The following is a 22,896-nucleotide window of genomic DNA, read 5'->3' on the forward strand; positions in this document are numbered from 1 at the left end:
TCATTCATCTGTCTTAAACCATACACATAAAAATTAACTTTGGCTATAGTTTGTTCAATAAAAATACAACAAATTATACTAAACACTTGTTTTATATGAACTTATTGTCTTAATATATTTAGATGACCGTCAATTTTAACCAAGTTATTTGTATGATAATAATAGTAGTAATTACGATTTATTTGCTCTTGCTTGATGGTAATAGCGAATTAAGTTTTCTGTAGAACAATCATGAGCTTGCTGCAGCTCCTCATCCTCTAATTGAGTTTGAATTTTAGCTGCTAAGCCTTTACCGAGTTCTACACCCCATTGATCGAACGAACAAATTTTTAATAAGATGCCATGTACAAATATCTTATGTTCATATAGCGCTATCAGGCCACCTAAAGATCGAGGATCCAAACGGTTAAGTAATAGCGTATTCGTTGGTCGGTTACCCTGATGTACTTTATGTGGCGCGACCATATCAATATAGCTATCAGTTCTTCCTTTCGCTTTTAGATCAGCACGTACCTGACTTTCATCAACGCCAGTCATTAACGCTTGAGTCTGAGCAAAGAAATTTGCCATAAGCGTTTCATGATGCCCTTTTACTGGTGTAACGCTCTCGACAGAGCCAATAAAATCCGCCGGTACAACGTTATTACTTTGATGCAAATACTGGTAAAACGCATGCTGTCCGTTTATGCCCAATTCGCCCCATATAGAGGGTACTGTGGCATAATCGATTGCTTCCCCATCCCAAGAGACAGACTTGCCGTTACTTTCCATTTCAGCTTGCTGTAGATAGGCCGCCAACATGTGCAATGTTTGATCATAGGGAAGTATTGCCTGTGACTTTGCCTCTAGAAACGTGGTGTTCCATAAACTTAGCAAAGCTAAAATAACCGGCATATTTTCTTTAAACGGTGCTGACATGAAATGTTCATCCATCTCATGGGCGCCGGCTAGTAGTGCTTCAAATTGTTCAAAGCCTAAATCAAGTGCGATAGGTAAGCCAATCGCGGACCACAAAGAGAAACGACCACCAACCCAGTCCCACATGTCAAAAATGTTTTCTTGCTCAATACCCATCGACATCGCATTTTCTTTATTAGAAGTAACCGCGACAAAATGTTTCGCTATAGCGGACTCGTCAAAAGATGCTGCAGTTAACCATTGCATCGCCGTTCGAGCATTGGTCATCGTTTCGGTGGTTGTAAATGTTTTACTAGATACAATGAATAAGACCTTTTGAGGATCTAAAGGTCTTAGAGTTTCGACTATTTGTGCACCATCGACATTTGATACGTAATGCACGTTTACACTATTATCACTGTAGTGTTTTAGCGCTTCGGTCACCATTTGAGGGCCTAAATTTGAACCGCCTACACCAATATTAACGATATCGGTAATTCGTTTGCCCGAATAGCCAAGCCAATGCCCTTGCCTAACTTTTTCACTGAATGTTTTTATTTTGGCAAGCTGTGCATTAACACTGTCGCGAACATTTTCACCATCGACTTGTAAATCGCTAGTAACAGAACCACGCAGTGCGGTGTGCAAAACGGCTCGCTGTTCGGTTTTATTGATTTGTTCACCAGCAAACATTTTGTCTCGCCATTGGCTGACGTTAACTTCATCAACTAATCTCAGTAAGGCTGCTAAAGTTTCGTCATCGATAAGGTTTTTAGAATAATCGAGTAGTATTTGAGGCAACTGAATTGAAAACTTACTGAACCTATCACCATCCTTTGCAAATAACTCATTCATATGTTGATGTTTTTTCTGTTCTGCCAATTCAACTAATTGCTGCCAGCTTGCTAAAGATTCTCTATTGTGCATAAATACCTCTGATTATTTCGCTTATTTGACAAGCACATTAGACAACAATGACAGCGCTGTCAATTTGCTTTTTTAAGTAATTAGTGAATTAAAGATTGCGGGCATAAGTAATAAACAATACTCTAAAGCCGTTTCAAGCATATAAAACAGGATATAAGGCATTAATTGCGCATGAAAGCCACCATTAACGATGTTGCCAAGCAGGCAGGTGTATCGATAAAAACAGTTTCTCGGGTGATGAATAACGAACCATCAGTTAGACAACCTACCCGAGATAAAGTGATGGCCGCAGTTGAAGCGCTTAATTATCAACCCAACCTCGCAGCAAGAAATTTGGCAGGTACAAAAGCTTATAGTGTGGCTTTTGTGTATGACAATCCAAATGCTTATTATGTCATTGATATGCAGAACGGTATTTTATCGGCATGCAAAAAACAGGGGTTTGAGCTAGTTATTCATCCGTGTGATTCAACAAAACCTGACATTATTGAAGAGATTACCAATATGGTAAAAAAGTCTCGCATTGCAGGTTTAGTACTTACACCGCCTTTTTCAGAGTCACCAGAATTTGTTGAACAAATTAAAGCATTAGATGTAAGCATTGTTCGTATTATGTCTGGAGATAAAGCGCCTGATAATATAACACCATGTGTCATGGTGAACGACCACGACGCTGCTTATAGTATTACTGAACATTTGATTAACCTTGGCCATAAAGATATCGGCTTTATTGCTGGTGGCATGGAGCATAAATCGACGATAGAACGCTTAAATGGTTATAAGGATGCGTTAACCAGTAACGGAATTGACATAAACGAAGCGTTAATAAAGTCAGGAGAGTATTCTTTTGAGTCTGGCGTAGATGGCGCTAAAGCGTTACTTTCACAAGCTAGTAAGCCTACTGCTATATTTTCATGTAATGACGAAATTGCCGCTGGAGCCCTATTTGCTTCACGATTAATGGGCATTGCCATTCCAGAGCAGCTTTCTATTGCCGGCTTTGAGAATAGTCCATTCTCTCGTCAAACTTGGCCTAAGTTAACCACTGCACATCAGCCTAACCAAGCAATTGCTGAAAATGCCGCAAACTTATTAATTGCTCATACGCGCAAACAAACGAAGGCAATAGAAGATAAACAATACACGCCTGAGCTGGTTGTCAGAGACTCAACAGCAAACGTTAGTTAATCGGCGCATAGCCCCTTAAAAACAAATCGACACTAGACGATATGTACTGATCGATTTGTTGCTCTGAAAGTTGATACTGTGTATTAAACTCAATACGCATCCAAGCCTCACCTTTAACCAAATGCAGAAACTGTGTCGCGGCAAAATGGGGGTTTTCTATGCTAAGCAAGCCCTTATCATTAAATTCTACTAATAGTTTTGCCATTTCTGCCGTTAACCTTTCTGGACCTGCTTGATAAAAAAGCTCTGACAGCTGGGGATATGATTTTGCTTCAAAAGCACATATTTTATGAACCGCTAGCGCTTCCTTTGAAGTGATCATGGCAAAAAATCGCTTAGCGATTGCTAATAACGTTGCATGCGGGTCTGTTAACGTCACTTGCGCGAAATCGAGCAAAATAGATGAATCACACTTTTGCTCTATTGCAGCAGAAAAAAGTTCTTCTTTGCTGCCAAAGTGACTATATACCGTTTGTTTCGAAACATCGGCATGCTTAGCAATAAGTGCCATGCTGGTAGACGCGTAGCCTTGCTCAGTAAATAAATGAGTGGCTGATGCTAATATCTGCTTGCGTTTAGTTTCGTTCTTACTGCGATTTTTTGTCATATACTCAAACTAATATGAAAAACTTAGCTAATGAAAACAAAGTACTCTAACTAAAATAGACTAGACAGTCCAGAACGTATAAATTAAACTAATTAGACTACCTAGTCCATTTTAGGCTTGTGTTAGTTCAAACAGTTAAGTTGCATAAATAGAAAAGGATCGACATGAACTCAGAAAACACCTTAGCACTAATGGCAAAGTTATTAGTTGTTAACAGCTTTTTGCTGCTGATTTCAGCCTGTTCCGAAAGCCACTCAAATGAAACGGCAAATAACTATGTGCAAACCGCTCAAATTGAACAAGTTAACCGTCAGCCTAGTTATCAAATCGATCGCCAATATGTTGGAAAGATTTCCGCGAAACAACAATCTAACTTAAGTTTTGAGTTTGCTGGTCGCGTACTAGAAACGCTAAAAGACAGCGGCGATAAGGTAAAAAAAGGGAATATTCTTGCTGTTCAAGATGTTGAGCTGCTAAATATCAAAGCCAACGAGATCCGCGCTCAAATTAATCAAGTAGACGCGCAAATCGAGTTGAATAAGGCAAACTATAAAAGAGCTAAAGAGTTACATTTAAGTAATTATGCTTCAGAACAGGTTATAGATGAATTAACGGCAGAAAAAAGTATTTTAACCGCAAATAAGAATGGCTTGAAAGCCTCCTATGACGCACTTCATTATCAAATCTCCAAAGCAACATTGCGAGCACCGTATGACGGGGTAATTAACCAGCGACTGATTGCACAAGGTGATTTATTATCAGCAGCTACTCCCGCATTTACCATCAATAATCAAAACCAACAAGAAGTATCGCTTGGCATTCCAGCTAAAGTAGCTAAAGAATTAGCGATTGACGAGGAGTTGGATGTTGAAATTAATAAGAAAACCTACGCTGCAAAAATTATAGCAATTGGCCAACAAATTGACCCTGCAACACGTACTTTAGGCTTAAGGCTTAAATTAACACAGCCAATTAATGCCGTAAGCGGGCTAATTGCTCGGGTAAGTATTAAAGAACACATTCCGGACTCAGGTTTTTGGTTACCATTAACGGCAATTACAGATGGCGTGCGCGGACAATGGAATATATACACAGCAGTCGCACAAGGTAATCAATTTAAGATTTTACCTGAAACAGTTAAGGTACTTCATACCACTAAAGACAGTGCCTACATAACCGGTCTTACTAGCAATCAAATTAGTATAATTACCGCTGGGCTACATCGTTATGTACCAGGCCAGATTGTTAAGGCAAAAGGAGCCAACGAGTGATCCGCTCCTTCGTCCGCAATGGCAGGTTAATGTCATTAGTTATTGCGCTACTTATCGTCTCAGGGTTGGCTGCGTTATCTACCTTACCTCGAACTGAAGACCCGAGAATTACAAACCGTAATGCTAGCGTATTAACTAAATTCCCTGGTGCCAGTGCTGAACGCGTTGAAGTACTGGTAACCGAAAAAATCGAGCAAAAATTAAGAAAAATCCCGGAAATTGATTTAATCACTTCGGTATCCCGTCCGAACTTATCCGTTGTACAAGTCAAATTAAAAGACGAAATAACGAATACCCGTCCCATATGGTCTAGGGTACGAGATTTAGTTGATGATGTTACACCTCAGTTACCGCAAGGCGTATTAAAGCCAACATTAGAAGATGATAGAGGTTATGCCTACACGCAACTTATCGCCTTAAATTGGACAGCAAGTAACGAACCAGACATTGCCAGTTTAGGCCGTTATGCAAATGATTTGCAAAACAAACTGAGACTAATTATCGGCACAGATATCGTTTCTATTTTTGGCCAAGGTGAAGAAGAGATTTTAGTCGCATTTGATGAGGCTGAAGTTTCAAGACTCAAGCTTACCTCCGAGCAAATCTCCCAACAAATATTGCTAGCAGATGCCAAAGTATCTGCTGGCATATTGATTAATGAACATAATCAAATGCAAGTCGAGTTAACCGGCGCATTAGATAATGTTCAACGAATCAAACGCATTCCAATTAAAACGAATAACCAAGGTACTATTACCACACTAGGAGATATTGCTCAGGTCAGTAAGTCACTAACTTGGCCTGCAAAAGAAATAGCCATTGTAAATAACAAACCTGCTTTGGTAGTTGGTACGCGCATGCTTCCTGATTTGCGTATTGACCAATGGAGCGAAAAAGTAAGTAAAGCCCTCAGTGAATTTGAAACGACTCTACCTAACTCGGTAAAACTCGAAGTGCTATTTGATCAAAACAGCTATACCGATGCACGCTTAGGCGAGTTGCTCGATAACATCACCATAGGCTTTGTACTTATATCAATTGTTTTATTTATCACACTAGGTTGGCGTTGTGCATTTATCGTGGCGGTGTCTTTACCGTTAACAGTTCTATTTACCTTGTCAGTGATGAATGCCTATGGCTTACCTATCCATCAAATGTCAGTTACAGGACTGGTAGTCGCATTGGGTATTATGGTTGATAACGCTATTGTTATGACCGACACCATACAAACCAAACGCCAACAAGGAATGCGACGTTTAGACAGTGTCGGCTATGCAATAAAGCACTTATGGATTCCATTATTAGGATCCACGTTAACAACTGTTTTGGCGTTCATGCCAATTGTTCTTATGCCTGGGCCAGCAGGTGAGTTTGTTGGCGGTATTGCACTAAGTGTAATTTTCTCACTAGTAGGCTCATATTTAATTTCACACACAATTGTCGCAGGACTAGCTGGCCGATTTATTGCCAAACGCGAAAATGATAACTACAAGTGGTATGACTCGGGTATTCAGCTGCCAAAGCTTGCCAAGCTCTTTGAGCAAAGTTTGTCTTTAGCACTAAGCTACCGAAAAATAGCAATTATTGTCGTTTTTTCACTCCCGCTTGCTGGTTTTATCGGTGCCAAGCACTTAACCGAACAATTTTTTCCGCCATCTGATCGGGACATGTTTCAAATTGAAGTATACATGCCTGCGCAAAGTAGCATCATAAACACCAAACGGGTTACTGACGAAATAACGCAATATATTAGCCAGCAATCAGGTATAGAAAAAGTACGTTGGTTTATAGGTAAAAATGCCCCATCGTTTTACTACAACATGGTGCCAAACAACGATGGTTTGCAAAATTATGCACAAGGTATGATAACAGCTACCAATTTTCGCGCAGCAAACCGTTTAATTCCAGAGATTCAATTTGCATTGGATGATATGTTTCCAGAGTCGCAAATTTTGGTCCGTAAGCTCGAGCAAGGCCCACCATTTAATGCCCCTGTTGAGCTAAGGTTATTCGGACCTAATTTAGATACGCTAAAAACCCTAGGTGATGAAGTACGTCGCGTCATGAGCACGACTGAAAATATAATGCACAGCAGAGCGACACTCCAACCTGGCACACCTAAACTCTGGATTGATACAGATGAATCTGCGGCTGCACTAACTGGCCTTTCGTTAGTAAGCATTGCTCAGCAACTCAATCAGTCGCTTACAGGGCAGGTTAACGGTTCGATAATTGAAGCGACTGAATCCATCCCGGTAAGGGTACGAATGGACAACAGTGCTCGCGATGAAATCATCGATGTTGCCAACCTCGATTTACTAAGCGCAACAAGCCAAGCCAACATACCTGTAATGTCACTGTCAGAAGTCACAGTGAAACCATCTCGCGGGGCAATACCGCACCGTGATGGCACTAGAGTAAATGTTATTGAAGGGTACATTCGTGCTGGTGTATTACCATCGATAGTTTTAGCGAAGGTCCAACAAAATCTTGATGAGGCTAACTTTACCCTCCCTGTTGGTTATCGTATTGAAATAGGAGGCGAATCAGCCGAGCGTGACACCGCTGTTGGCAAATTATTGGCGAGTGTGGGTATTATTTTTACCTTGCTTATCACCATAGTAGTACTTTCATTTAATTCCTTTAGGCTTAGCACCATTATTTTCTTAACAGCTTTTCAGTCTATTGGACTTGGATTATTTAGCGTCTTTATTTTTGATTACCCATTTGGCTTTACAGTGATTATTGGCTTGCTTGGTTTGATGGGATTAGCCATTAATGCGGCCATTGTCATTATTGCTGAGTTAAAAGCAGATCCGCTGGCGATAAAAGGTGACAAACAAGCAATTATTAACTGCGTTCAAAGTTGTACGCGGCATATTTCATCAACAACAATAACAACTGTGGGTGGTTTCTTACCGCTTATTCTATCCGGAGGTGGCTTCTGGCCCCCTTTTGCTATCGCAATAGCCGGCGGTACGGTGCTTACAACACTACTATCATTTTATTTTGTACCAGCAGCATTTTCACTATTTAGTTGTAGACATGCTTTTGAGCCATCAGAGCAGCTAGCAGAAGCATAAAAAGAAGCGTAAATAGTTAGCCGAAAGCTAACTGAAAAAATAACAAAGTAAAAGGGCTTAGCCTTTTACTTTTCCGGATTAAAACCTTGTTTAATTCGCTCTATCCGTTCTTGATGTTTATGGTGAGCATTGAGTGCCGCGACAGCAAACGCTCCAACGATAGCAACTATTGGGATAAGTAACGATAAGATTTCAGGCTTTAAAATCTGATTCAACCACTCCATGGGAAATACTCCTTGTTAACTTTTGTTCAATTATTCTTCAAAATAAGTACCCCAACCATCATAATCGACTTTGCACTGTTGTGCTAGTTCGACCATTTTCTGGGTCTCATCTAATATTAGCTCAGTATCTAAATACTGCTCAGTAATTATGTCGAAAGCAAATACTTTTTCACCAGTTTCTAATTCTGCTTCTTCAGGCTCTTCAACTTCCAAACCCATTTTGAACGCCGCTACTGCGGCTTTTTCTAATAAATTAAAATCTGGAGAAGAGAAATGGTGTTCTATTGTATGATGCGCTTCTTCATTGCTTCCATCTTCTAGCAATTCAGTTACTAAAGACTCTGTATATTCGCCCCAATGCTCTAATTCTTCGTTAGTCATCAATTTATTTTTCCGCGTCGTGATTTGGCAATTTAGTACCTACTTCGGTACTAATTTCATTTATCTTTTCAAGCATAGACGCTCTGACTCGATCTGCCAGCGCTCTAATATTCTCTTTATCCGTATCTGTTAAATAAACTGGCGGCAAAAACTCAATTATCATTTTGCCATTATTCCAACGATTTAAGTTTACTTCGCCATGGGTATTGCTAGCACACACAGGAACAATGGGGGCATCCGCTTGAACCGCCGTACGAAACGCGCCAGTTTTAAACTTTAAAAGCCCTCTTCCATAGCTTCGTGTACCTTCAGGAAATAACCAAACCGACAGTTTTTTTTCTTTCATTTTGTCTGCTGCGGTCGCAATTGTATTCATTGCTTTATTGGTATTTTTTCGGTCAATTAAAATATTACCAGTTAGCCAATACATTTGGCCAAAAAACGGAATCCATTTTAAGCTTTTTTTACCGATACTTACCGTGTGTGGTTGAACTGCGTTTGCTACGGTAAACAAGTCATATGAATTTTGATGATTGCACACGTAAACAACTGGCTCATGTTTTTCCATTTCATAAGGCAATCGAATTTCCAACGTAATACCAAGTAATTTAGATAATTTACCTAAAATGTGCGCAGCATGGTAAACATTATTGCGATGAAAAGGACGCAATAAACTGAAAATACATGCATAAATTGAGATCAATACTAAAAAGATCGCAAGAAGAATAATTCGAATAACGGCTAACAAAAACTTGTCCTAAAATTAAGCAAGGGCGCAAGTATACATGGAATTAAACCAATATTTAATGAGCTCTTTTAGTATTTTTTGATCAGTAAAAATAATAGGCGAAAAAAAAGCTGGCAATCGCCAGCTTTCTTCAAACAAGACTTTACTAGAATGAGTAAGTTGCACCCACTAGTGCCATATTGTAGGAGTCATCCTCAACAATTGGGCTATCAGCAATTTCATCACCTAATGACGTAGCAGTTACTGCGCCTAATAGTGACCAACGGTCAGAAAGTTTATACGTACCAATTAAACCTATTGTTGCGTTTGTTGCAGACTCATTATTACCATAGTAATACCCGACTAAATCTTCATCTTGAGATTCAATTTTACCCATAGCTGTCAGAGTATAGGTTCTGTTGGCTAAAAAGGTATAACTAGCCTGAACATAAAATTTGGCGCCATCAGATTCATCGGAAACATCACTCAAATAGCCCACTTCACTAGCGAATTTACCACGACGATAAACTACATTAACACCTGCCATTATAGAGTCATCACGATCACCTACCCAATTATAAGTATCAGGAATATCTTTAGCATCATAACCACGATGTGTGGTAATCAATCCACCGACACGGAAACCCTTATCCGACTTATAAAACCAGCCGCCAAGCTTATTAAATTTAAAGTAAAAGCGATCGTTATAGCTCACGTTAATTAACGGTAGCGCTATACTTTCAGTCTCATCACCGCCTACATATTCAGGTAAGTTAGCGACACCTAAACCTATTTGGCCATGAAAGCCCTTTTTTGATTCTGCTGCTGTTGATGGAATTTCAGACATTTCGCCTACAGTTGAAGCGGCAAAAGCTGAAGCGCTGGCTAAGCCTAATGCTAAAGTAATATATTTAATCATTTTTAAATCTCTTAGTTATTTCCAAATTTTGTTTTGCTTCGGTGCACAACCAACACCAGTAACATTTACCCAACAAACTCTTTATTGAGCCCAGATATCATTGCGCATTATCGCTCTATTTGAATTTCTCTAAACTTCATATAAAGCAATTTTATCTTTTCATATTCAAATGCCGACTCTGATTCAAAATACCTAAATGGCACATTGGCACGCGTATCAATGGCTCTTAACGTGTCCAGTAGCAATGCTTCTTCATCCTTCAACCCCAGTTCATTAACTGTCGCTTGATGAACGGCACTATCTATAATTAACCCCGATGTATCACGTAACGAAGACGGGCCAAGTAGTGGCAATACCAAATAAGGGCCAGGACCTACCCCCCAATATCCTAAAGTTTGACCAAAATCTTCATCTTGCTCATCTAGACCAATTGGAGTTGCGATATCAAACAAGCCTGCTACACCTACGGTAGAGTTTACTGCAAAACGGCCTAACGTTTCTGCAGCCACACCAAACTTAAACTGTAACAATGAGTTAACAAAGGTCGGGATTTCGCCTAAGTTGCTAAAAAAGTTACTTACGCCCGTCTCAACAAAATCAGGTGTTATTGCTTTATAACCAGAGACTACAGGCAAAATAACGTATTCATCGGCTTTGGCATTAAAATAATACATTCTGCGATTAAAGCCTTCAAAAGGATCGCTATATCGTCCTATTAAGGTGTCTTCTTTTTTAACATCTGGCATGGCTACTGTTGGAGGCTCAGCATTTGCTTCAATATCAGGCGCTGAAGAACATGCAGAAAGCATTAGGGCCATTGCTACAGAGGTAAAAATTTTAACAGGTTGGTTTGCTATTTTCATTACGACTTCTCCCCCGTAAATTGAGTATTCATATACTCAACAAAGCTTTTACGGTCCATGTTGCCGCAATGCCCGCCACGTTCAAAAATTTTAGCTCTATCGCCAAAAACTTCTCGCAAGTAATCTATTTCACCATCGATTAAAATAAGGTCATCTGCATTAGTAACCACACTAATCTTGTCCGATTTAGATAAATAATCTTCTAAGTTTTTTAAACTAAGACGAGCAATCATTTCATCACGAGTCAGTTCAGGTTCCAGTTTTATTGTCCATGGTAATAAATGGCGATCAAAGTAATCTGTAAAAGTAATCTCGTCTGCTCGGTGCATAGAATGAGTCAACGATTCAAACTTGCTAATCTCATGATTTTTATAAATAAAACCACCAATGTTATAGGAAGCATCGATGGCAAACATCATATCGGTTGAAGACATCCTAAATGACGCGCCGATTAGGAGTTTTAATTCCTCTTCTCTTAAATCTACGCCTTGGAACATGCTGTAAATAGAATCTTGCGTAAATTTTGAGGACTCTTGAACGGCATATTGCTCAGCAAAACGATCAAAAATAGACTCAACCATATCTAGTGCAGCTTCTCTATCGCCAACAAGATCTAAATAACCATCAAGTACTTGCACCGAGTTATAAAGGCTTACAGGGGGGTTTACTAAAACTACTTTTTCAAAATTAAATTTCTTTTCAGTTTCATCAAGGAAAGAAATAAAAGCAGAGTGTGCGCCACCTAAGCTATAACCGGTTAAACTAAAGCTTGTTGCTTCTACGTTATCTTCTTCTTGAACCTGCGCATAAACTTTTTGCATCGTTTTATATAAAGTTTTGGCATCTTTGGCTAAATCACCTGTCATGTCTTCATGGGTGGTTGCGTTGATAATGTAATTTGAAAATGTTGGCGAAGATATCGAAATCACGTGGTAGCCTTGGGCATACAACGTTTTTTGTAGCGACAACATTTTACTTGCTTCATGAGATGCTCCGGTACCGGCAATAGCAAAAACTAAAGGTGCAGGCCCGTCTTGTTTATTCAAGGTATATTCCATTTTTTTAGAAAACCAAAATACTTCAGGAATTTGCTCTACTGGCTTTAGCTCTATATTTTTAATTGTTGTCGGCAATTCTTCAGTAAGGTCAGCTCTAACTTCTTGGCAGTAACCTGTAACAGTTGCTTGGTAGGTGCTGTAAGGAATATCACACACAGCTTTTTCAACTGTGACGACATCACTTTCTTTGGTCGAACTACAACCCAAAAGAAAAGTAAGCACCACAAGGCCTAGAAATAAACGCACAAGGTATCCCCTTATATTCATTAGATTGTAATTATTATTTATGCTTTTCGAGTTTAACGATTAAAAAATTGCTTCCTCTGAAAACTCGTTTTCACGCCTGCGTTATATCTAAAGTAGCGCAAATTAATAATAAAGTAGGTTTATTTAGCATATTGACCTTAAGTAAATACGAGAATTGAAAATAAATCTATAATCATTTCAAATAAATAACTTTAATTATTCAATTTCCTACATCAAAACACTTATAAACAGCTATAGTTAAAATAAAGCTAATAAAATTAAAAAGTGGGAGGGAAAATGAAGCTTGTCTGCGCCACGCTATGTCTAATTATCTCTTCCTTATGTGTCGCCGAAGATCGAGAGCTTACCGATAATAGCTCTATAGAGAAACATATAAAAAGAAACGTAGAACAAATAGAAATCACCCGCGATGATATCTCATTAAATCAACGTAATATTTTTGATTTTACTCAGTTAGCTTCATACAACCACAAGCTAACACCTAATATAACTGATACAGGCTTACATACAGGTAGTGAGCAAGATAACTTGGGCGTTCAACGCTATATTCAAGGCACTTATACTTTATTGTCATACAATACTCTCGATATTGCGATTACTGCGAAGCTTGCTAGTGTAGAAGCAATACCTTTAGGTTCATTAAATTATGCTGAATTTCTTAAACCATCCAGTTATCGACTGTCGCAAGAACAATTCAACAATACGACTTTGGGCATTATAGGTAAATATCAACTGTCGAATAATTGGGCAATCGTTGGTTCATTATCGACAACCGCTCTGTCAGAATCTCTAGTGGAAAAAGCTTCGTTACACAATGAATTAGCTCATACTGCACTCATTGGTGCTACCTATTCTTTCTAAATGCCTTACTTCTCTTAATTTGCATAATTAGATTCTTTTAGTTGATTTACTTCATTGAGTACGTAACCTTGCCCCCAAACCGTTTCAATTTGGGCTTGCTTCAACCCACAATACCCAAGCTTCTCTCTAAGCTTCGCCATACGAACATCAACCGTGCGCTCAGTGCCGTTATAGTCACGTTTTAGCAGCACTTTGTAGATACGATCTCGACTTAAAACATTTCCAACATTTTCTACTAATAAGCGCAGTAATTTAAACTCAAATGAGCTTAACTTCAGCGACTGCTGGTCAACAAAACATTTGTGCGCCCCGGTATCCAGTTTCAAATTTCCTACTTGCTTTGCCTTGTTATAGCGGCATTCTATTCTCTCTTTGCTGCGTCGAATTAAAGATTCTGCTCGTACTTTTAATATAGCGGGAGAAACAGGTTTAATTAAATAGTCATCAGCCCCAGAATAGAAAGCTTGAATTTCATCTTGCTCTTCATCTTTGGCTGTCAACATCATGATTGGGCCATTAAAACTACGTCGCAATCGCTGACATACTTCATAACCATCTACATCAGGAAGACCGATATCAAGGATCACTACGTCAGGTTGATGACTTTTAACAGCCTCCTCAGCGCTTTCTCCTTGATGAACTTGATAAACAATGAAGCCAGACTTTTCTAAGAATGACTTTAACAAGGTGGATACCATGCGATCATCTTCAATGATCAGAGCGATACTGTTGCCTTCTATTAAAGACTGCGTTTGACTGGATGAAAACATTTCCTAGGGCCTGCTATTACAAAAGTTTCACCAGTATAGGAAAAGCTGTTACAAGTCTCTGTTAATAAGTGTAATTCTTGACACTTAAATTGTAATGTCAGGAGCAGATTCCAACACCCCGACTTTATTTCGGTTTTCAGCAACAAATTTACTTAATGAAGAAAATTCTTCAAACATTTTTAGTTCTCTAAAACTTGCCCAATCTAATAAACAATAAAGACAAATAGCTGGATAATTCCACTGGTCAAAATCCCCCTGCGCCACCTGTTTATCAAGCAATTGGTAAATATTTTCTATACGTTCGTGTTGGATATTGAAAAACATAACGTCATCGTTAACATTAAGCCCTGAACGCGTTGATATAAGCAAAGCCACTAGCGAATCGTTGGCTGCGTCAATCAACGTTAAATTGTTTTCTTCTGCCCATGAAATTGGCGCTAACTCAAATTTATGGCTCAAATAACGGAATATGACTCGAGAATCATAAACACACTCGCTCCCGTCAATAAGTGCAGGCACTTTTAAGGTAGGGTTATTTTTCTTAAGTATTTCGCGACCGCTTTCAGAAAATATATCTAAATTATCAAATTGATATTCTTGACCTATCAATTCAAAGAGTAATCGAATTCTGCGTACATAAGGTGAGGTTGTAGAGCCAAGTAATTGCATTGTGTTTCCTGAAATAAACCAAATAAAAATAGCCTATCTCAGTTTTTCGTAAAGTAAAAACAAAAAGAGCCACTTTAAAGCGGCTCTTTTCAGCTTTTATAATATCTAAAACAAGTCATCTTCTATATCAAATAGTACGTCACTTGACTGTTTCGCCGTATTTATCAATGACAATCGACGAGGTAAAATTCGTGCAAAGTAATAACGCGCTGTTTTAATTTTTCCTTGGTAGAAAGCATCGCCTTGTGCAAGTTTACCTTGCGCAGCTTTTGCCATGCTCGCCCAAATAAAGGCCATTGCGGTGTAACCAAAGACATGTAAATAATCGTTAGCTGCAGTGCCTAATATATTAATATCATCAGAGCTACTGGCAATTAGACTATCAGTTAACGATTGCAAGTCGTCTAAAGCAATCTCTAAAGGCTGAATAAACTCACTCATTTCAGCTTCACTATTTTCTGCGATAAACGCTTTTACTTCGTCAGCGAATAAAGTAAATAGTGCGCCTTTTGATGCAACAACTTTACGCGCCAATAAATCCATAGCTTGAATACCGTTGGTGCCCTCATAGATTTGCGTAATACGCGTATCACGTACCAACTGCTCTTGACCCCACTCACGAATAAAACCATGACCACCAAACACCTGCTGACCAGCAACTGTCGACTCGAAGCCCATATCGGTAAAGAATGCTTTGGCTATTGGTGTTAATAATGCTGCTAGGTTTTCACCTTTTTTCTGAGCATCACCTTCAGCATAAGTAGATAAATCAAGTTGAAGAGAGATATAAGTAGATAATGCTCGTGAACCTTCTGTGAGTGCTTTCATATTTAAAAGCATACGACGAACATCACCATGCACCATTATTGAGTCTGCCGCTTGATCTGGCGACTTAGCACCAGTAAGCGCACGGCCTTGCAGACGATCTTTAGCATATTCCAAGGCATTCTGATAAGAACGCTCTGCACTACCAATACCTTGAATACCAACACCAACACGTTCAAAGTTCATCATAGTGAACATGCAAGCTAGGCCTTTATTTACTTCGCCAACTAAGTAACCTTTGGCGTCATCAAAATTCATTACACAAGTAGCAGAACCATGAATACCCATCTTGTGTTCGATTGAGCCACAGCTCACACCATTTTCATCGCCCAAGCTACCATCATCATTGACATTAATTTTAGGTACTAAAAATAATGAAATGCCGCGAGGACCAGCAGGAGCATCTGGCAACTTAGCTAACACTAAATGAACAATATTTTCTGCTAAATCGTGCTCACCTGCGGTAATAAAAATTTTATTGCCAGTAATGCGGTAGCTACCGTCTTCTTGAGGAATAGCTTTGGTGCGAATAATACCTAAATCAGAGCCAGCATGAGACTCAGTAAGACACATGCTACCCGTCCACTCACCGGCAATCATTTTAGTTAAATAGGTTTGTTTTAATTCTTCACTACCGTGCTTACCTAACGATAAGCCAGCGCCAGCCGACAGGCCTGGATAGAGCGAAAATGAAATATCAGCAGAGCAAAGCATTTCTTCGTGTAAAGCGGTAATTACTTTTGGCATGCCCATGCCGCCATATTCAGGCAAACCACCAAGGCCTGTCCAGCCACCTTCTACGTAAGTTTGAAAAGCTTCTTTATAGCCCGGTGCTGTTGTCACTTTACCGTTCTCAAAGCTCACACCTTCTTCATCTCCAACACGAAGCAAAGGGGCTATTTCTTGCTCTGCGATTTTCGCACACTCTTGCAAAATCGCATCAGCAGTATCACGGTCAACATGATCTGCCAACGCAGGCAATGATTGCCATAACTCATCAGCCTTAAGTACATCATACAAAATAAAGCTCATGTCTTTTAACGGAACTTGATACTCAGCCACACTACACCTCAAAAAATTAAACAGGCAATTTAAACATGCGTTTAAATATAGTGGATTAGCCAAGAAAGTAAAGTGCTAAAAGTCAAAAACTGTTATTTCCAGTTTCACAGGAAAGTTTACAACTTGGTGCAAATCTCTAATTTGCAATGAACTAAAGCGGCTTTTAGTTATGAGGTAGCTTGTGAAAGCAATGCATTTAAATAAAGCTCAGTGATACTATCCATTTTCGTTTCCTTTTTATTATTCCGTTTTGTGTATCTGGTTTTATTCTTGGTCAAACATTTAGTCAATTAATGTGGTCTCGTAGGTTATATTATTTCCAATAAAAAAGGGCCCACCATTTAAGAGTGCCCTTTTAGATTAAAGTAAAGGTACTAATTTATTTAGATTAATGCCTCATTGTCTATTGGAGTAACAATTAACGCTCGCTTATCAAGCGTAAAGTCAAGTTCATCCGATGAATCATCAAAACTAGAAAATGATTGGATTAATAAACCAAGTGCTGCATCAGTATCTACGTCGTTGCTTTGACCTTCAACTTCTATACTCGTTAGCATTTGACTACTTCCCCATACCGTACCATCAGCAAATTCAATATTTTCAAGCCTAGTGTGATCGTAATTGATATACCAATTCTTAAAAGTGATCACTTCACCATCTGGCATGGTGATTAACATGTCTGTTTCGTTTGCCGTCAGCGTAATGTTGTCTGCCGTGATACCTTCGCCTAAACGTAACGTGTTATTTCCTTCTCTATCATTGATAACATCGCTGCCTATACTCAGCCTGTGCTTGTGTTAGCCCATCGTCTTTAAGCTCTATCTTTAGCTTGTTAATTAGGTCTTGGTCAGTCATGCCCGGCTCTAAGCCATTTGCATATGCAGCTTGTGACAGAAGTGCGTTTAAATAAAGTTCAGTAATATTATCCATAGGTGCTCCTTGCGATGTTCCTTTATATATATTTTGTTTTATTCTTGATCAAATATTGCGTCAATTAATGCAGCACGATCATAATTATAAAAACTCCCGCTATTATCGTAATATCGAGGACAGCTAGTTCCTGAATTGGCACCCTCATTTGCAAACCTGTCAAGCCAACCATGTCTATTCCTTATTTCTACGGCTTTGCCCAGTAACGTACCATCGACTTTACGTCGGACACTTGCTTCATATTTAAAAATTGGACCAATAGGAAAAATTGTCGTCTTAATTAAATAGCGATAGTCATATAGTCTGTTAAATTTTTGCTCATCAATCAGTTTACTTTCCTCATCAATTAGCAAAGAAGATCTTATTTTACTGCGTTCTTTTGAAGTTTTAGGGGGCGGTAACAGCATATCTCGTGGCAGTTCAATACGCTCATATACATGTAAGCCGACAAGCTCTTTATCAGAGCAGTAATAATTAAATACCATCGAAGAAAGGTGACGGTCTCCCATAAAAATTAAGTAATAAATTACGGTAAATATGGCAAAAGCTTTACCTGTGCCACTGTTTTTATTGACCCATTTACGTAAACAAAATCGAGTCAAAAAAGTACCTGCAATCCAAAACAGAAAAAAAACAACTAGATAGATTATTATCCCTATAACCATTACTTCACTTCCTTAAATTTTCTTAACCCGTTAAGAGATTTCATAAACAAAATCGTTACCTTGCTCATTTACTAACGCCACGCACTAGAGACGCAAGTAAAAATCCAATTAATCGCCGTATCCCGATTTAAGCTCAACCATCACTGACACATTTGCTTATGTTGTACAGGCTTGCCATCGATATTCATTTGCTCGGTTTACATTTAGGTCAATTTCAAAATTAGCTGGATTTTTAAGGTGTAGAATACCCCTTAAGTGGAAGACAAGAAATGCCTTAAATGGACAAAATTATTCAACTACTCGCTTTTATTAGCCTTAGCTTAATATCCCAATTTCATTCTTAACCGGAAACAACAAAACTAAGCCTTTTTGGTAGTTAAAGGTAAATCAGGGTATAGTGAAAGTGACTAACGCTTTATGTATTTAGGATTGATTCGTGAAAAAGATTCTCCAAGTATTAGTAGCTTACGTACTACTCTTACCTACTTGGGTTAATGCGCAGCAACTTGATTTTAAAAAGGTTGATTTAGGCGACAGCTATCAATTTGTTTACCAGTGGTTAGATATCAATAAAGCTAACCAAAGCCTAACCTTTACCTTACCTAAAAAAGGCTTGTTCTCACCATTTAGGCATTTTAGGGAATATAAACCTGAATTCGCTACTCGTTATGTTCAAAAGAGAATCAAACAATCACTAAAGGCGGATCCAATTAGAAATGCAAATATCGAATTTGATACAGCGTTTAAGCAACTCAGTATAAAAAGCCGTGATCCTGAGGTAATTGCCAACGCAAAAAAGCGAATTGCAGAAGAAGAACAAAGTCATTTTAACGCATATCTCGAACAACAGTATTACCATCAATTTACCGATCATAGCAATGCACAAGGCATAAAGCCTGATCATATCCGAATCGCCCAAGACTCTGTTGCAGTACTCGCACCTACAAAAGATATTATTTTGAAAATAGTTAACTTCAAAAATATTCGAAGAGTAACAAACTATGTCTTAGGCTTTGTGCAAAGTATCCCCTACTCAGCGTTAGAGTCACGTTTAACCTCATCGGGCGCAGGTTTTAACGTGCCAACTAAAGTATTGTGGGAAAACCAAGGTGACTGCGATAGCAAAATGACGCTAACTGTCGCTTTGCTAAGGGCGTTAATGCCGAGAATAAAAATGGTAATGGTGTATATCGATAACCATGCCTTTATCGGAATTGATGTGTTACCCGAAGGTGATGACATTAATATTCAATTCCAAGGAAGAACCTTTGTGTTAGCCGATCCGACAGGTCCTGTACAGCTGAATCTTGGTGATTTAACTTTTGATTCTGAACAAGCGATTTTATCTAACCATTACGTGGCTGAGCTATTTGAATAGCTAAACATTAATTCACTGTCGCTTGTTTCAACATCTTTAAAATGCTCGCGGAAAGCACTTCTGCACTTACCGGTTTTGCAACGTGTAGATTCATTCCTGCGTCAAAACTCGCTTTCTTATCTTCTGCTCTAGCATGTGCCGTCATCGCAATAATTGGCAAATCTGCATATAGCTGTTGCTCTCTTATCTTTTTGCTTGCTGTTAATCCATCCATTACTGGCATCTGAATATCCATCAATACAACATCAACATCGTTTTTGGTTAATTGCTCAATCGCAACTGCGCCATTTTCAGCAATAATAACCTGGGCTCCCATCGAAAATAGCAACTCTTGCGCAACCATTTGGTTAACTAAATTATCTTCAACCAAAAGTACAGAGACATCTTTAAGACTTCCTGCAAGTGGCGATGGTTTTTCTGTTTTCTCTTCGCTTTTACTGTTGGCGATTTGCGGTGTGTCACTAACCGTTTCCTTCGTGGCAGCTAGCAATAAATGTTGATTAATTTTACTTAGCGTAAAACGATACAACGGAATATCAAACAGTAAATATGGCGCTACCAACTGTGGCAATTGATTAACAATTTTCTCTGAAATTGTCGTCATAATGGGCTGGCATATACCAATTAACACAATGTCATTTAAGACCTTTTCAACACTCGATATCGATAAGTCGTTATTGGTTAAGTAGTCGCCATCTACAAGTAAAACTACGTCACCAGAAATGTTCAGTTGCTCTAGCGCAGCGATACTCTCGGCTGCTTGATAATGCCAATGATAAGCACTAACAGACGCTTCAAGCGACTTCGAAAACTCACAACCTAAGGTGACAATGGTTATATTCTCTACTCGATTTTGTATCTGCTTTTCTACTTGTCTAACAGGAATAACAAAGCTGAATTCACTACCTGTGTCAGGCGATGAGTTCACCTTAATTTCACCACCAAATAACTGCACAATTTGTTGGCTAATTGACAAGCCAAGACCAGAACCACCATATTCTCGTGTCATTGACTCATCAGCTTGATTAAAGGCATCAAATAGCAGTGCTTGCTTTTCTTTCGCAATACCAATACCTGAATCTGCAACAGCAAACTTTAAAATCGCATTGTTATCATCTTGTGCGGTCGAGTTAATGGTTAAGCGAACACTGCCTTGATGGGTAAATTTAATTGCATTATTAACTAAGTTAGTAAGTACTTGCGTTAACCGCATCTCATCAATATTAACCAGTTCAGGTACTTGTGCATCAATATCAACTTCTAACGACAAACCTTTTTTATACGCATTTAGCGTATTTAGCTGTAATACTCTATCGACTATGCCATCGAGTTTCGCGCTACCAAAGTTCAACCTTAATTTACCTGCTTCAATTTTAGATAAATCGAGCAATTCATCTATTAAATGCAATAACGCTGCAGACGCGCCTTGCGCATTCGCTAAATACTGTTGTTGAAATGCACTCAATGACGTTTTAGCCATAAGCGCCATCATGCCTTGAATGGCATTAATTGGTGTTCGAATTTCGTGGCTCATATTAGCCAAAAATTGGCTTTTAGCTTTATTTGCTTGTTCAGCTTGTTCTTTTGCATTTTGAAGAGCCGACTGCACAGCGAACTGAACCGACACGTCACGCAATATAACTATTGAGCCCAAAGAGCTGCCCGATTCGTTGTAAAACCTGGTACAGAACACTTCAAACGTATCGCCGCTAGTTTCAATGGTTTGTTGGTAGCCTAATGATGTTTGCTCTTCTGGCAGATCATTAAATTTTAATAACATTTGTTGAATGGGAACAGGCAACAGTTTGGTGACTTCTTTGCCTTGCATGTTCGCTTCAGTTTCCCCTATGTATTGCTCAAATGATTTATTACAACCAGTGAGTTTGTTTTGGCTGTCATTAAATATAATAAATTCGGGAATACCGTTTATTACCGAGCGCAATAATACATATGCTCTGTGATGTTGTTCACTTCGCTCAATCAAGGCCTGTGTTTTTTCAGCTACCCTGCTATCTAACGCTGCATTTTGCTCTTTTAACTGCTGCATTAAGCTTCGGTTTTGCCCAAAAATGTTTTCGACCAATTGGAACCAAGGTAGCCATTCAATAGTAGGTTTGATTTTTCCTGGATCACCTTCCGCGCAATGTTCTATATGACTAATAAACTCTGATGCCGGCTTAATAAAGGTTTTACGGGTCATAACATAAACCAAGGCAAGAAATGCAGCTAGGCCAACGACAAACATCAAAATTGAAAAAATAAACCTATTTTTCAAGTTAGCATTAAAGTCATTGTATGGCTGGTATTTAATTAAGCTCCAACCATTAATATCCAATTGATATTTTTGTATCAACCAATCGCGATAAATTAGATTATCAGCAAAATTTCTTAACTGTATTTGCGATAAACTTTTTAACGCCTCGGGAACTATGTCTTGCCATTTATCATTAATCTTTAACTCAGCTTCACCTAATGATTTATGAACCAGAGCACTGCCTTGTTCATTTAATAATACGTAACCATGCAACTCACTATTCACGTCTGGCAGCTTACGTTGCAAACTTGCTAAATCAACATCAATAACCAATGCACCTTTAAAAGTTTGATTAAAAAACACTCCTGTTCCAATTGATGCTTTAACGCCCTTCCCCGCTGTATCGTGATATGGCTGCGACCAAACAAATCGTTTACCGTCTAAATTGTCTTGTCGTACTTGCCATAAATAAGATTCATTTAGCATGCTGTCAGAATATCGCCATGCATTGCGGCTAATCCAAGGATAAATATTAATGAATCGACTCAGTGATATGTAATAAAACCAAGTAGCATCAGGGTTGTTATTCGCACCTGTAACAAATGCCGGTGTAAGTGCATTAGCCATAGTAATTTCACGCCACATGTCTGTGCTAAATTCACTAACCTTTCCTCGGCCAGTTATATTGCCCCTAAGCTTTTTTTGTCTAACGCCCCCACGCTGGCTCACTTTCAAATAAAAACTGTCATCTTCTTGCACTAACAAAGGAGCTGACGCAAATAAGTCATCTGGATGAGTTAAAGAGTATTCTGCAAATTGCTGCAATCCCTGTAAGGTTTGCTGGCTTCGCTCCAAGCTGTTGCTAATGATATTTGCTTGCTCACCTAGTTCAACAATCTCATTAGTCAGTTGCTGTTCTAATTCAAAGTGATAGCGATAAAAAGCAATTGCGGATGCAATCAAAAGTAAAGCAACAAACAACACAAAAACCGCGATGTTATAGCGGCTAAATAAATTGACCTTAGATATTCCTCGATTCACTGCAGCGTTGTTACTTTTATCAAAACGTG

Annotated in this window: 20 protein-coding genes; 5 read left to right on the top strand and 15 right to left on the bottom strand. The window is 38.8% G+C overall.

The window, feature by feature from the left end:
* Window positions 1-171 precede the first annotated feature (171 nt).
* Window positions 172-1,824, bottom strand: a complete 1,653-nt coding sequence (pgi, locus tag HII17_RS01800) for a glucose-6-phosphate isomerase (protein ID WP_169073605.1) — start codon at window positions 1,822-1,824, stop codon at window positions 172-174.
* Window positions 1,825-1,995: 171 nt separating this feature from the next.
* On the opposite strand from pgi, the gene HII17_RS01805 reads away from it, so the two are divergent.
* Window positions 1,996-3,012 carry a LacI family DNA-binding transcriptional regulator gene (locus HII17_RS01805; RefSeq protein ID WP_169073606.1) on the top strand — a complete coding sequence of 339 codons (1,017 nt, stop codon included), beginning with the start codon at window positions 1,996-1,998 and terminating at the stop codon, window positions 3,010-3,012.
* On the opposite strand, the gene HII17_RS01810 is transcribed toward HII17_RS01805, so the two are convergent.
* Window positions 3,005-3,619 (bottom strand): TetR/AcrR family transcriptional regulator, encoded by a 615-nt coding sequence (locus tag HII17_RS01810; protein ID WP_169073607.1) that lies wholly within the window; start codon window positions 3,617-3,619, stop codon window positions 3,005-3,007. The two genes, HII17_RS01805 and HII17_RS01810, sit on opposite strands and share 8 nt — an antisense overlap.
* 164 nt (window positions 3,620-3,783) lie before the next feature.
* On the opposite strand from HII17_RS01810, the gene HII17_RS01815 reads away from it, so the two are divergent.
* Window positions 3,784-4,890: an efflux RND transporter periplasmic adaptor subunit gene (locus HII17_RS01815; protein WP_169073608.1), complete on the top strand. Its 1,107-nt coding sequence runs from the start codon at window positions 3,784-3,786 to the stop codon at window positions 4,888-4,890.
* Window positions 4,887-7,973: an efflux RND transporter permease subunit gene (locus tag HII17_RS01820; protein WP_169073609.1), complete on the top strand. Its 3,087-nt coding sequence runs from the start codon at window positions 4,887-4,889 to the stop codon at window positions 7,971-7,973. Before HII17_RS01815 ends, HII17_RS01820 begins: the two co-directional genes overlap by 4 nt.
* Window positions 7,974-8,038: 65 nt before the next feature.
* Here HII17_RS01820 and HII17_RS01825 read toward each other — a convergent pair whose 3' ends face one another.
* The 6 genes from HII17_RS01825 to HII17_RS01850 form a co-directional block, all read right to left on the bottom strand.
* Window positions 8,039-8,197 carry a hypothetical protein gene (locus HII17_RS01825; protein WP_169073610.1) on the bottom strand — a complete coding sequence of 53 codons (159 nt, stop codon included), beginning with the start codon at window positions 8,195-8,197 and terminating at the stop codon, window positions 8,039-8,041.
* A gap of 30 nt (window positions 8,198-8,227) precedes the next feature.
* On the bottom strand, window positions 8,228-8,578 hold the full coding sequence (gene rraB, locus HII17_RS01830; RefSeq protein ID WP_169073611.1) for a ribonuclease E inhibitor RraB: 351 nt from the start codon (window positions 8,576-8,578) through the stop codon (window positions 8,228-8,230).
* 4 nt (window positions 8,579-8,582) lie between these two features.
* The gene (locus HII17_RS01835; RefSeq protein ID WP_169073612.1) at window positions 8,583-9,326 is read right to left on the bottom strand and encodes a 1-acylglycerol-3-phosphate O-acyltransferase; all 744 of its coding nucleotides are present in this window, start codon (window positions 9,324-9,326) and stop codon (window positions 8,583-8,585) included.
* A gap of 145 nt (window positions 9,327-9,471) precedes the next feature.
* A complete protein-coding gene (locus HII17_RS01840; protein WP_169073613.1) occupies window positions 9,472-10,224 on the bottom strand; it encodes a MipA/OmpV family protein in 753 nt (250 codons plus the stop codon).
* A gap of 107 nt (window positions 10,225-10,331) precedes the next feature.
* Window positions 10,332-11,087: an MlaA family lipoprotein gene (locus HII17_RS01845; RefSeq protein WP_169073614.1), complete on the bottom strand. Its 756-nt coding sequence runs from the start codon at window positions 11,085-11,087 to the stop codon at window positions 10,332-10,334.
* Window positions 11,087-12,391: an alpha/beta hydrolase gene (locus HII17_RS01850; RefSeq protein ID WP_169073615.1), complete on the bottom strand. Its 1,305-nt coding sequence runs from the start codon at window positions 12,389-12,391 to the stop codon at window positions 11,087-11,089. The genes HII17_RS01845 and HII17_RS01850 overlap by 1 nt, the downstream gene beginning before the upstream one ends.
* 297 nt (window positions 12,392-12,688) lie before the next feature.
* On the opposite strand from HII17_RS01850, the gene HII17_RS01855 reads away from it, so the two are divergent.
* A complete protein-coding gene (locus tag HII17_RS01855) occupies window positions 12,689-13,273 on the top strand; it encodes a hypothetical protein (RefSeq protein ID WP_169073616.1) in 585 nt (194 codons plus the stop codon).
* 14 nt (window positions 13,274-13,287) lie between these two features.
* Here HII17_RS01855 and HII17_RS01860 read toward each other — a convergent pair whose 3' ends face one another.
* The 6 genes from HII17_RS01860 to HII17_RS01885 form a co-directional block, all read right to left on the bottom strand.
* Window positions 13,288-14,043, bottom strand: a complete 756-nt coding sequence (locus tag HII17_RS01860) for a response regulator transcription factor (RefSeq protein ID WP_169073617.1) — start codon at window positions 14,041-14,043, stop codon at window positions 13,288-13,290.
* A gap of 84 nt (window positions 14,044-14,127) precedes the next feature.
* Complete coding sequence (locus HII17_RS01865; RefSeq protein WP_169073618.1) at window positions 14,128-14,712, bottom strand: glutathione S-transferase family protein; 585 nt, start codon at window positions 14,710-14,712, stop codon at window positions 14,128-14,130.
* A gap of 105 nt (window positions 14,713-14,817) precedes the next feature.
* Complete coding sequence (locus HII17_RS01870; RefSeq protein WP_169073619.1) at window positions 14,818-16,599, bottom strand: acyl-CoA dehydrogenase C-terminal domain-containing protein; 1,782 nt, start codon at window positions 16,597-16,599, stop codon at window positions 14,818-14,820.
* A gap of 383 nt (window positions 16,600-16,982) precedes the next feature.
* Entirely contained in the window at window positions 16,983-17,276 is a 294-nt protein-coding gene (locus HII17_RS01875; RefSeq protein ID WP_169073620.1) for a calcium-binding protein, read from the bottom strand.
* Between the two features lie 79 nt (window positions 17,277-17,355).
* Window positions 17,356-17,529, bottom strand: coding sequence for a hypothetical protein (locus HII17_RS01880; RefSeq protein ID WP_169073621.1), 174 nt, complete (start codon window positions 17,527-17,529; stop codon window positions 17,356-17,358).
* A gap of 38 nt (window positions 17,530-17,567) precedes the next feature.
* Window positions 17,568-18,194, bottom strand: a complete 627-nt coding sequence (locus tag HII17_RS01885) for a hypothetical protein (RefSeq protein ID WP_169073622.1) — start codon at window positions 18,192-18,194, stop codon at window positions 17,568-17,570.
* Between the two features lie 436 nt (window positions 18,195-18,630).
* Between HII17_RS01885 and HII17_RS01890 the strand changes: the two genes are divergently transcribed.
* Entirely contained in the window at window positions 18,631-19,572 is a 942-nt protein-coding gene (locus tag HII17_RS01890; protein ID WP_211185220.1) for a hypothetical protein, read from the top strand.
* 7 nt (window positions 19,573-19,579) lie between these two features.
* On the opposite strand, the gene HII17_RS19285 is transcribed toward HII17_RS01890, so the two are convergent.
* Window positions 19,580-22,867: an ATP-binding protein gene (locus tag HII17_RS19285; RefSeq protein WP_169073623.1), complete on the bottom strand. Its 3,288-nt coding sequence runs from the start codon at window positions 22,865-22,867 to the stop codon at window positions 19,580-19,582.
* Between the last annotated feature and the right edge of the window lie 29 nt (window positions 22,868-22,896).

It is taken from the genome of Thalassotalea algicola (assembly GCF_012932965.1).
Taxonomy (GTDB): Bacteria; Pseudomonadota; Gammaproteobacteria; order Enterobacterales; family Alteromonadaceae; genus Thalassotalea_F; species Thalassotalea_F algicola.

Bases quoted from the DNA above. Each gene is read 5' to 3' on its own strand.
- HII17_RS01880 (WP_169073621.1), bottom strand. From the start codon at position 17,529: ATGGATAATATTACTGAACTTTATTTAAACGCACTTCTGTCACAAGCT.
- HII17_RS01840 (WP_169073613.1), bottom strand. From the start codon at position 10,224: ATGATTAAATATATTACTTTAGCATTAGGCTTAGCCAGCGCTTCAGCT.
- HII17_RS01805 (WP_169073606.1), top strand. From the start codon at position 1,996: ATGAAAGCCACCATTAACGATGTTGCCAAGCAGGCAGGTGTATCGATA.
- rraB (WP_169073611.1), bottom strand. From the start codon at position 8,578: ATGACTAACGAAGAATTAGAGCATTGGGGCGAATATACAGAGTCTTTA.
- HII17_RS01855 (WP_169073616.1), top strand. From the start codon at position 12,689: ATGAAGCTTGTCTGCGCCACGCTATGTCTAATTATCTCTTCCTTATGT.
- HII17_RS01815 (WP_169073608.1), top strand. From the start codon at position 3,784: ATGAACTCAGAAAACACCTTAGCACTAATGGCAAAGTTATTAGTTGTT.
- HII17_RS01875 (WP_169073620.1), bottom strand. From the start codon at position 17,276: ATGTTAATCACCATGCCAGATGGTGAAGTGATCACTTTTAAGAATTGG.
- pgi (WP_169073605.1), bottom strand. From the start codon at position 1,824: ATGCACAATAGAGAATCTTTAGCAAGCTGGCAGCAATTAGTTGAATTG.
- HII17_RS01810 (WP_169073607.1), bottom strand. From the start codon at position 3,619: ATGACAAAAAATCGCAGTAAGAACGAAACTAAACGCAAGCAGATATTA.
- HII17_RS01885 (WP_169073622.1), bottom strand. From the start codon at position 18,194: ATGGTTATAGGGATAATAATCTATCTAGTTGTTTTTTTTCTGTTTTGG.
- HII17_RS01865 (WP_169073618.1), bottom strand. From the start codon at position 14,712: ATGCAATTACTTGGCTCTACAACCTCACCTTATGTACGCAGAATTCGA.
- HII17_RS01845 (WP_169073614.1), bottom strand. From the start codon at position 11,087: ATGAAAATAGCAAACCAACCTGTTAAAATTTTTACCTCTGTAGCAATG.
- HII17_RS01860 (WP_169073617.1), bottom strand. From the start codon at position 14,043: ATGTTTTCATCCAGTCAAACGCAGTCTTTAATAGAAGGCAACAGTATC.
- HII17_RS01825 (WP_169073610.1), bottom strand. From the start codon at position 8,197: ATGGAGTGGTTGAATCAGATTTTAAAGCCTGAAATCTTATCGTTACTT.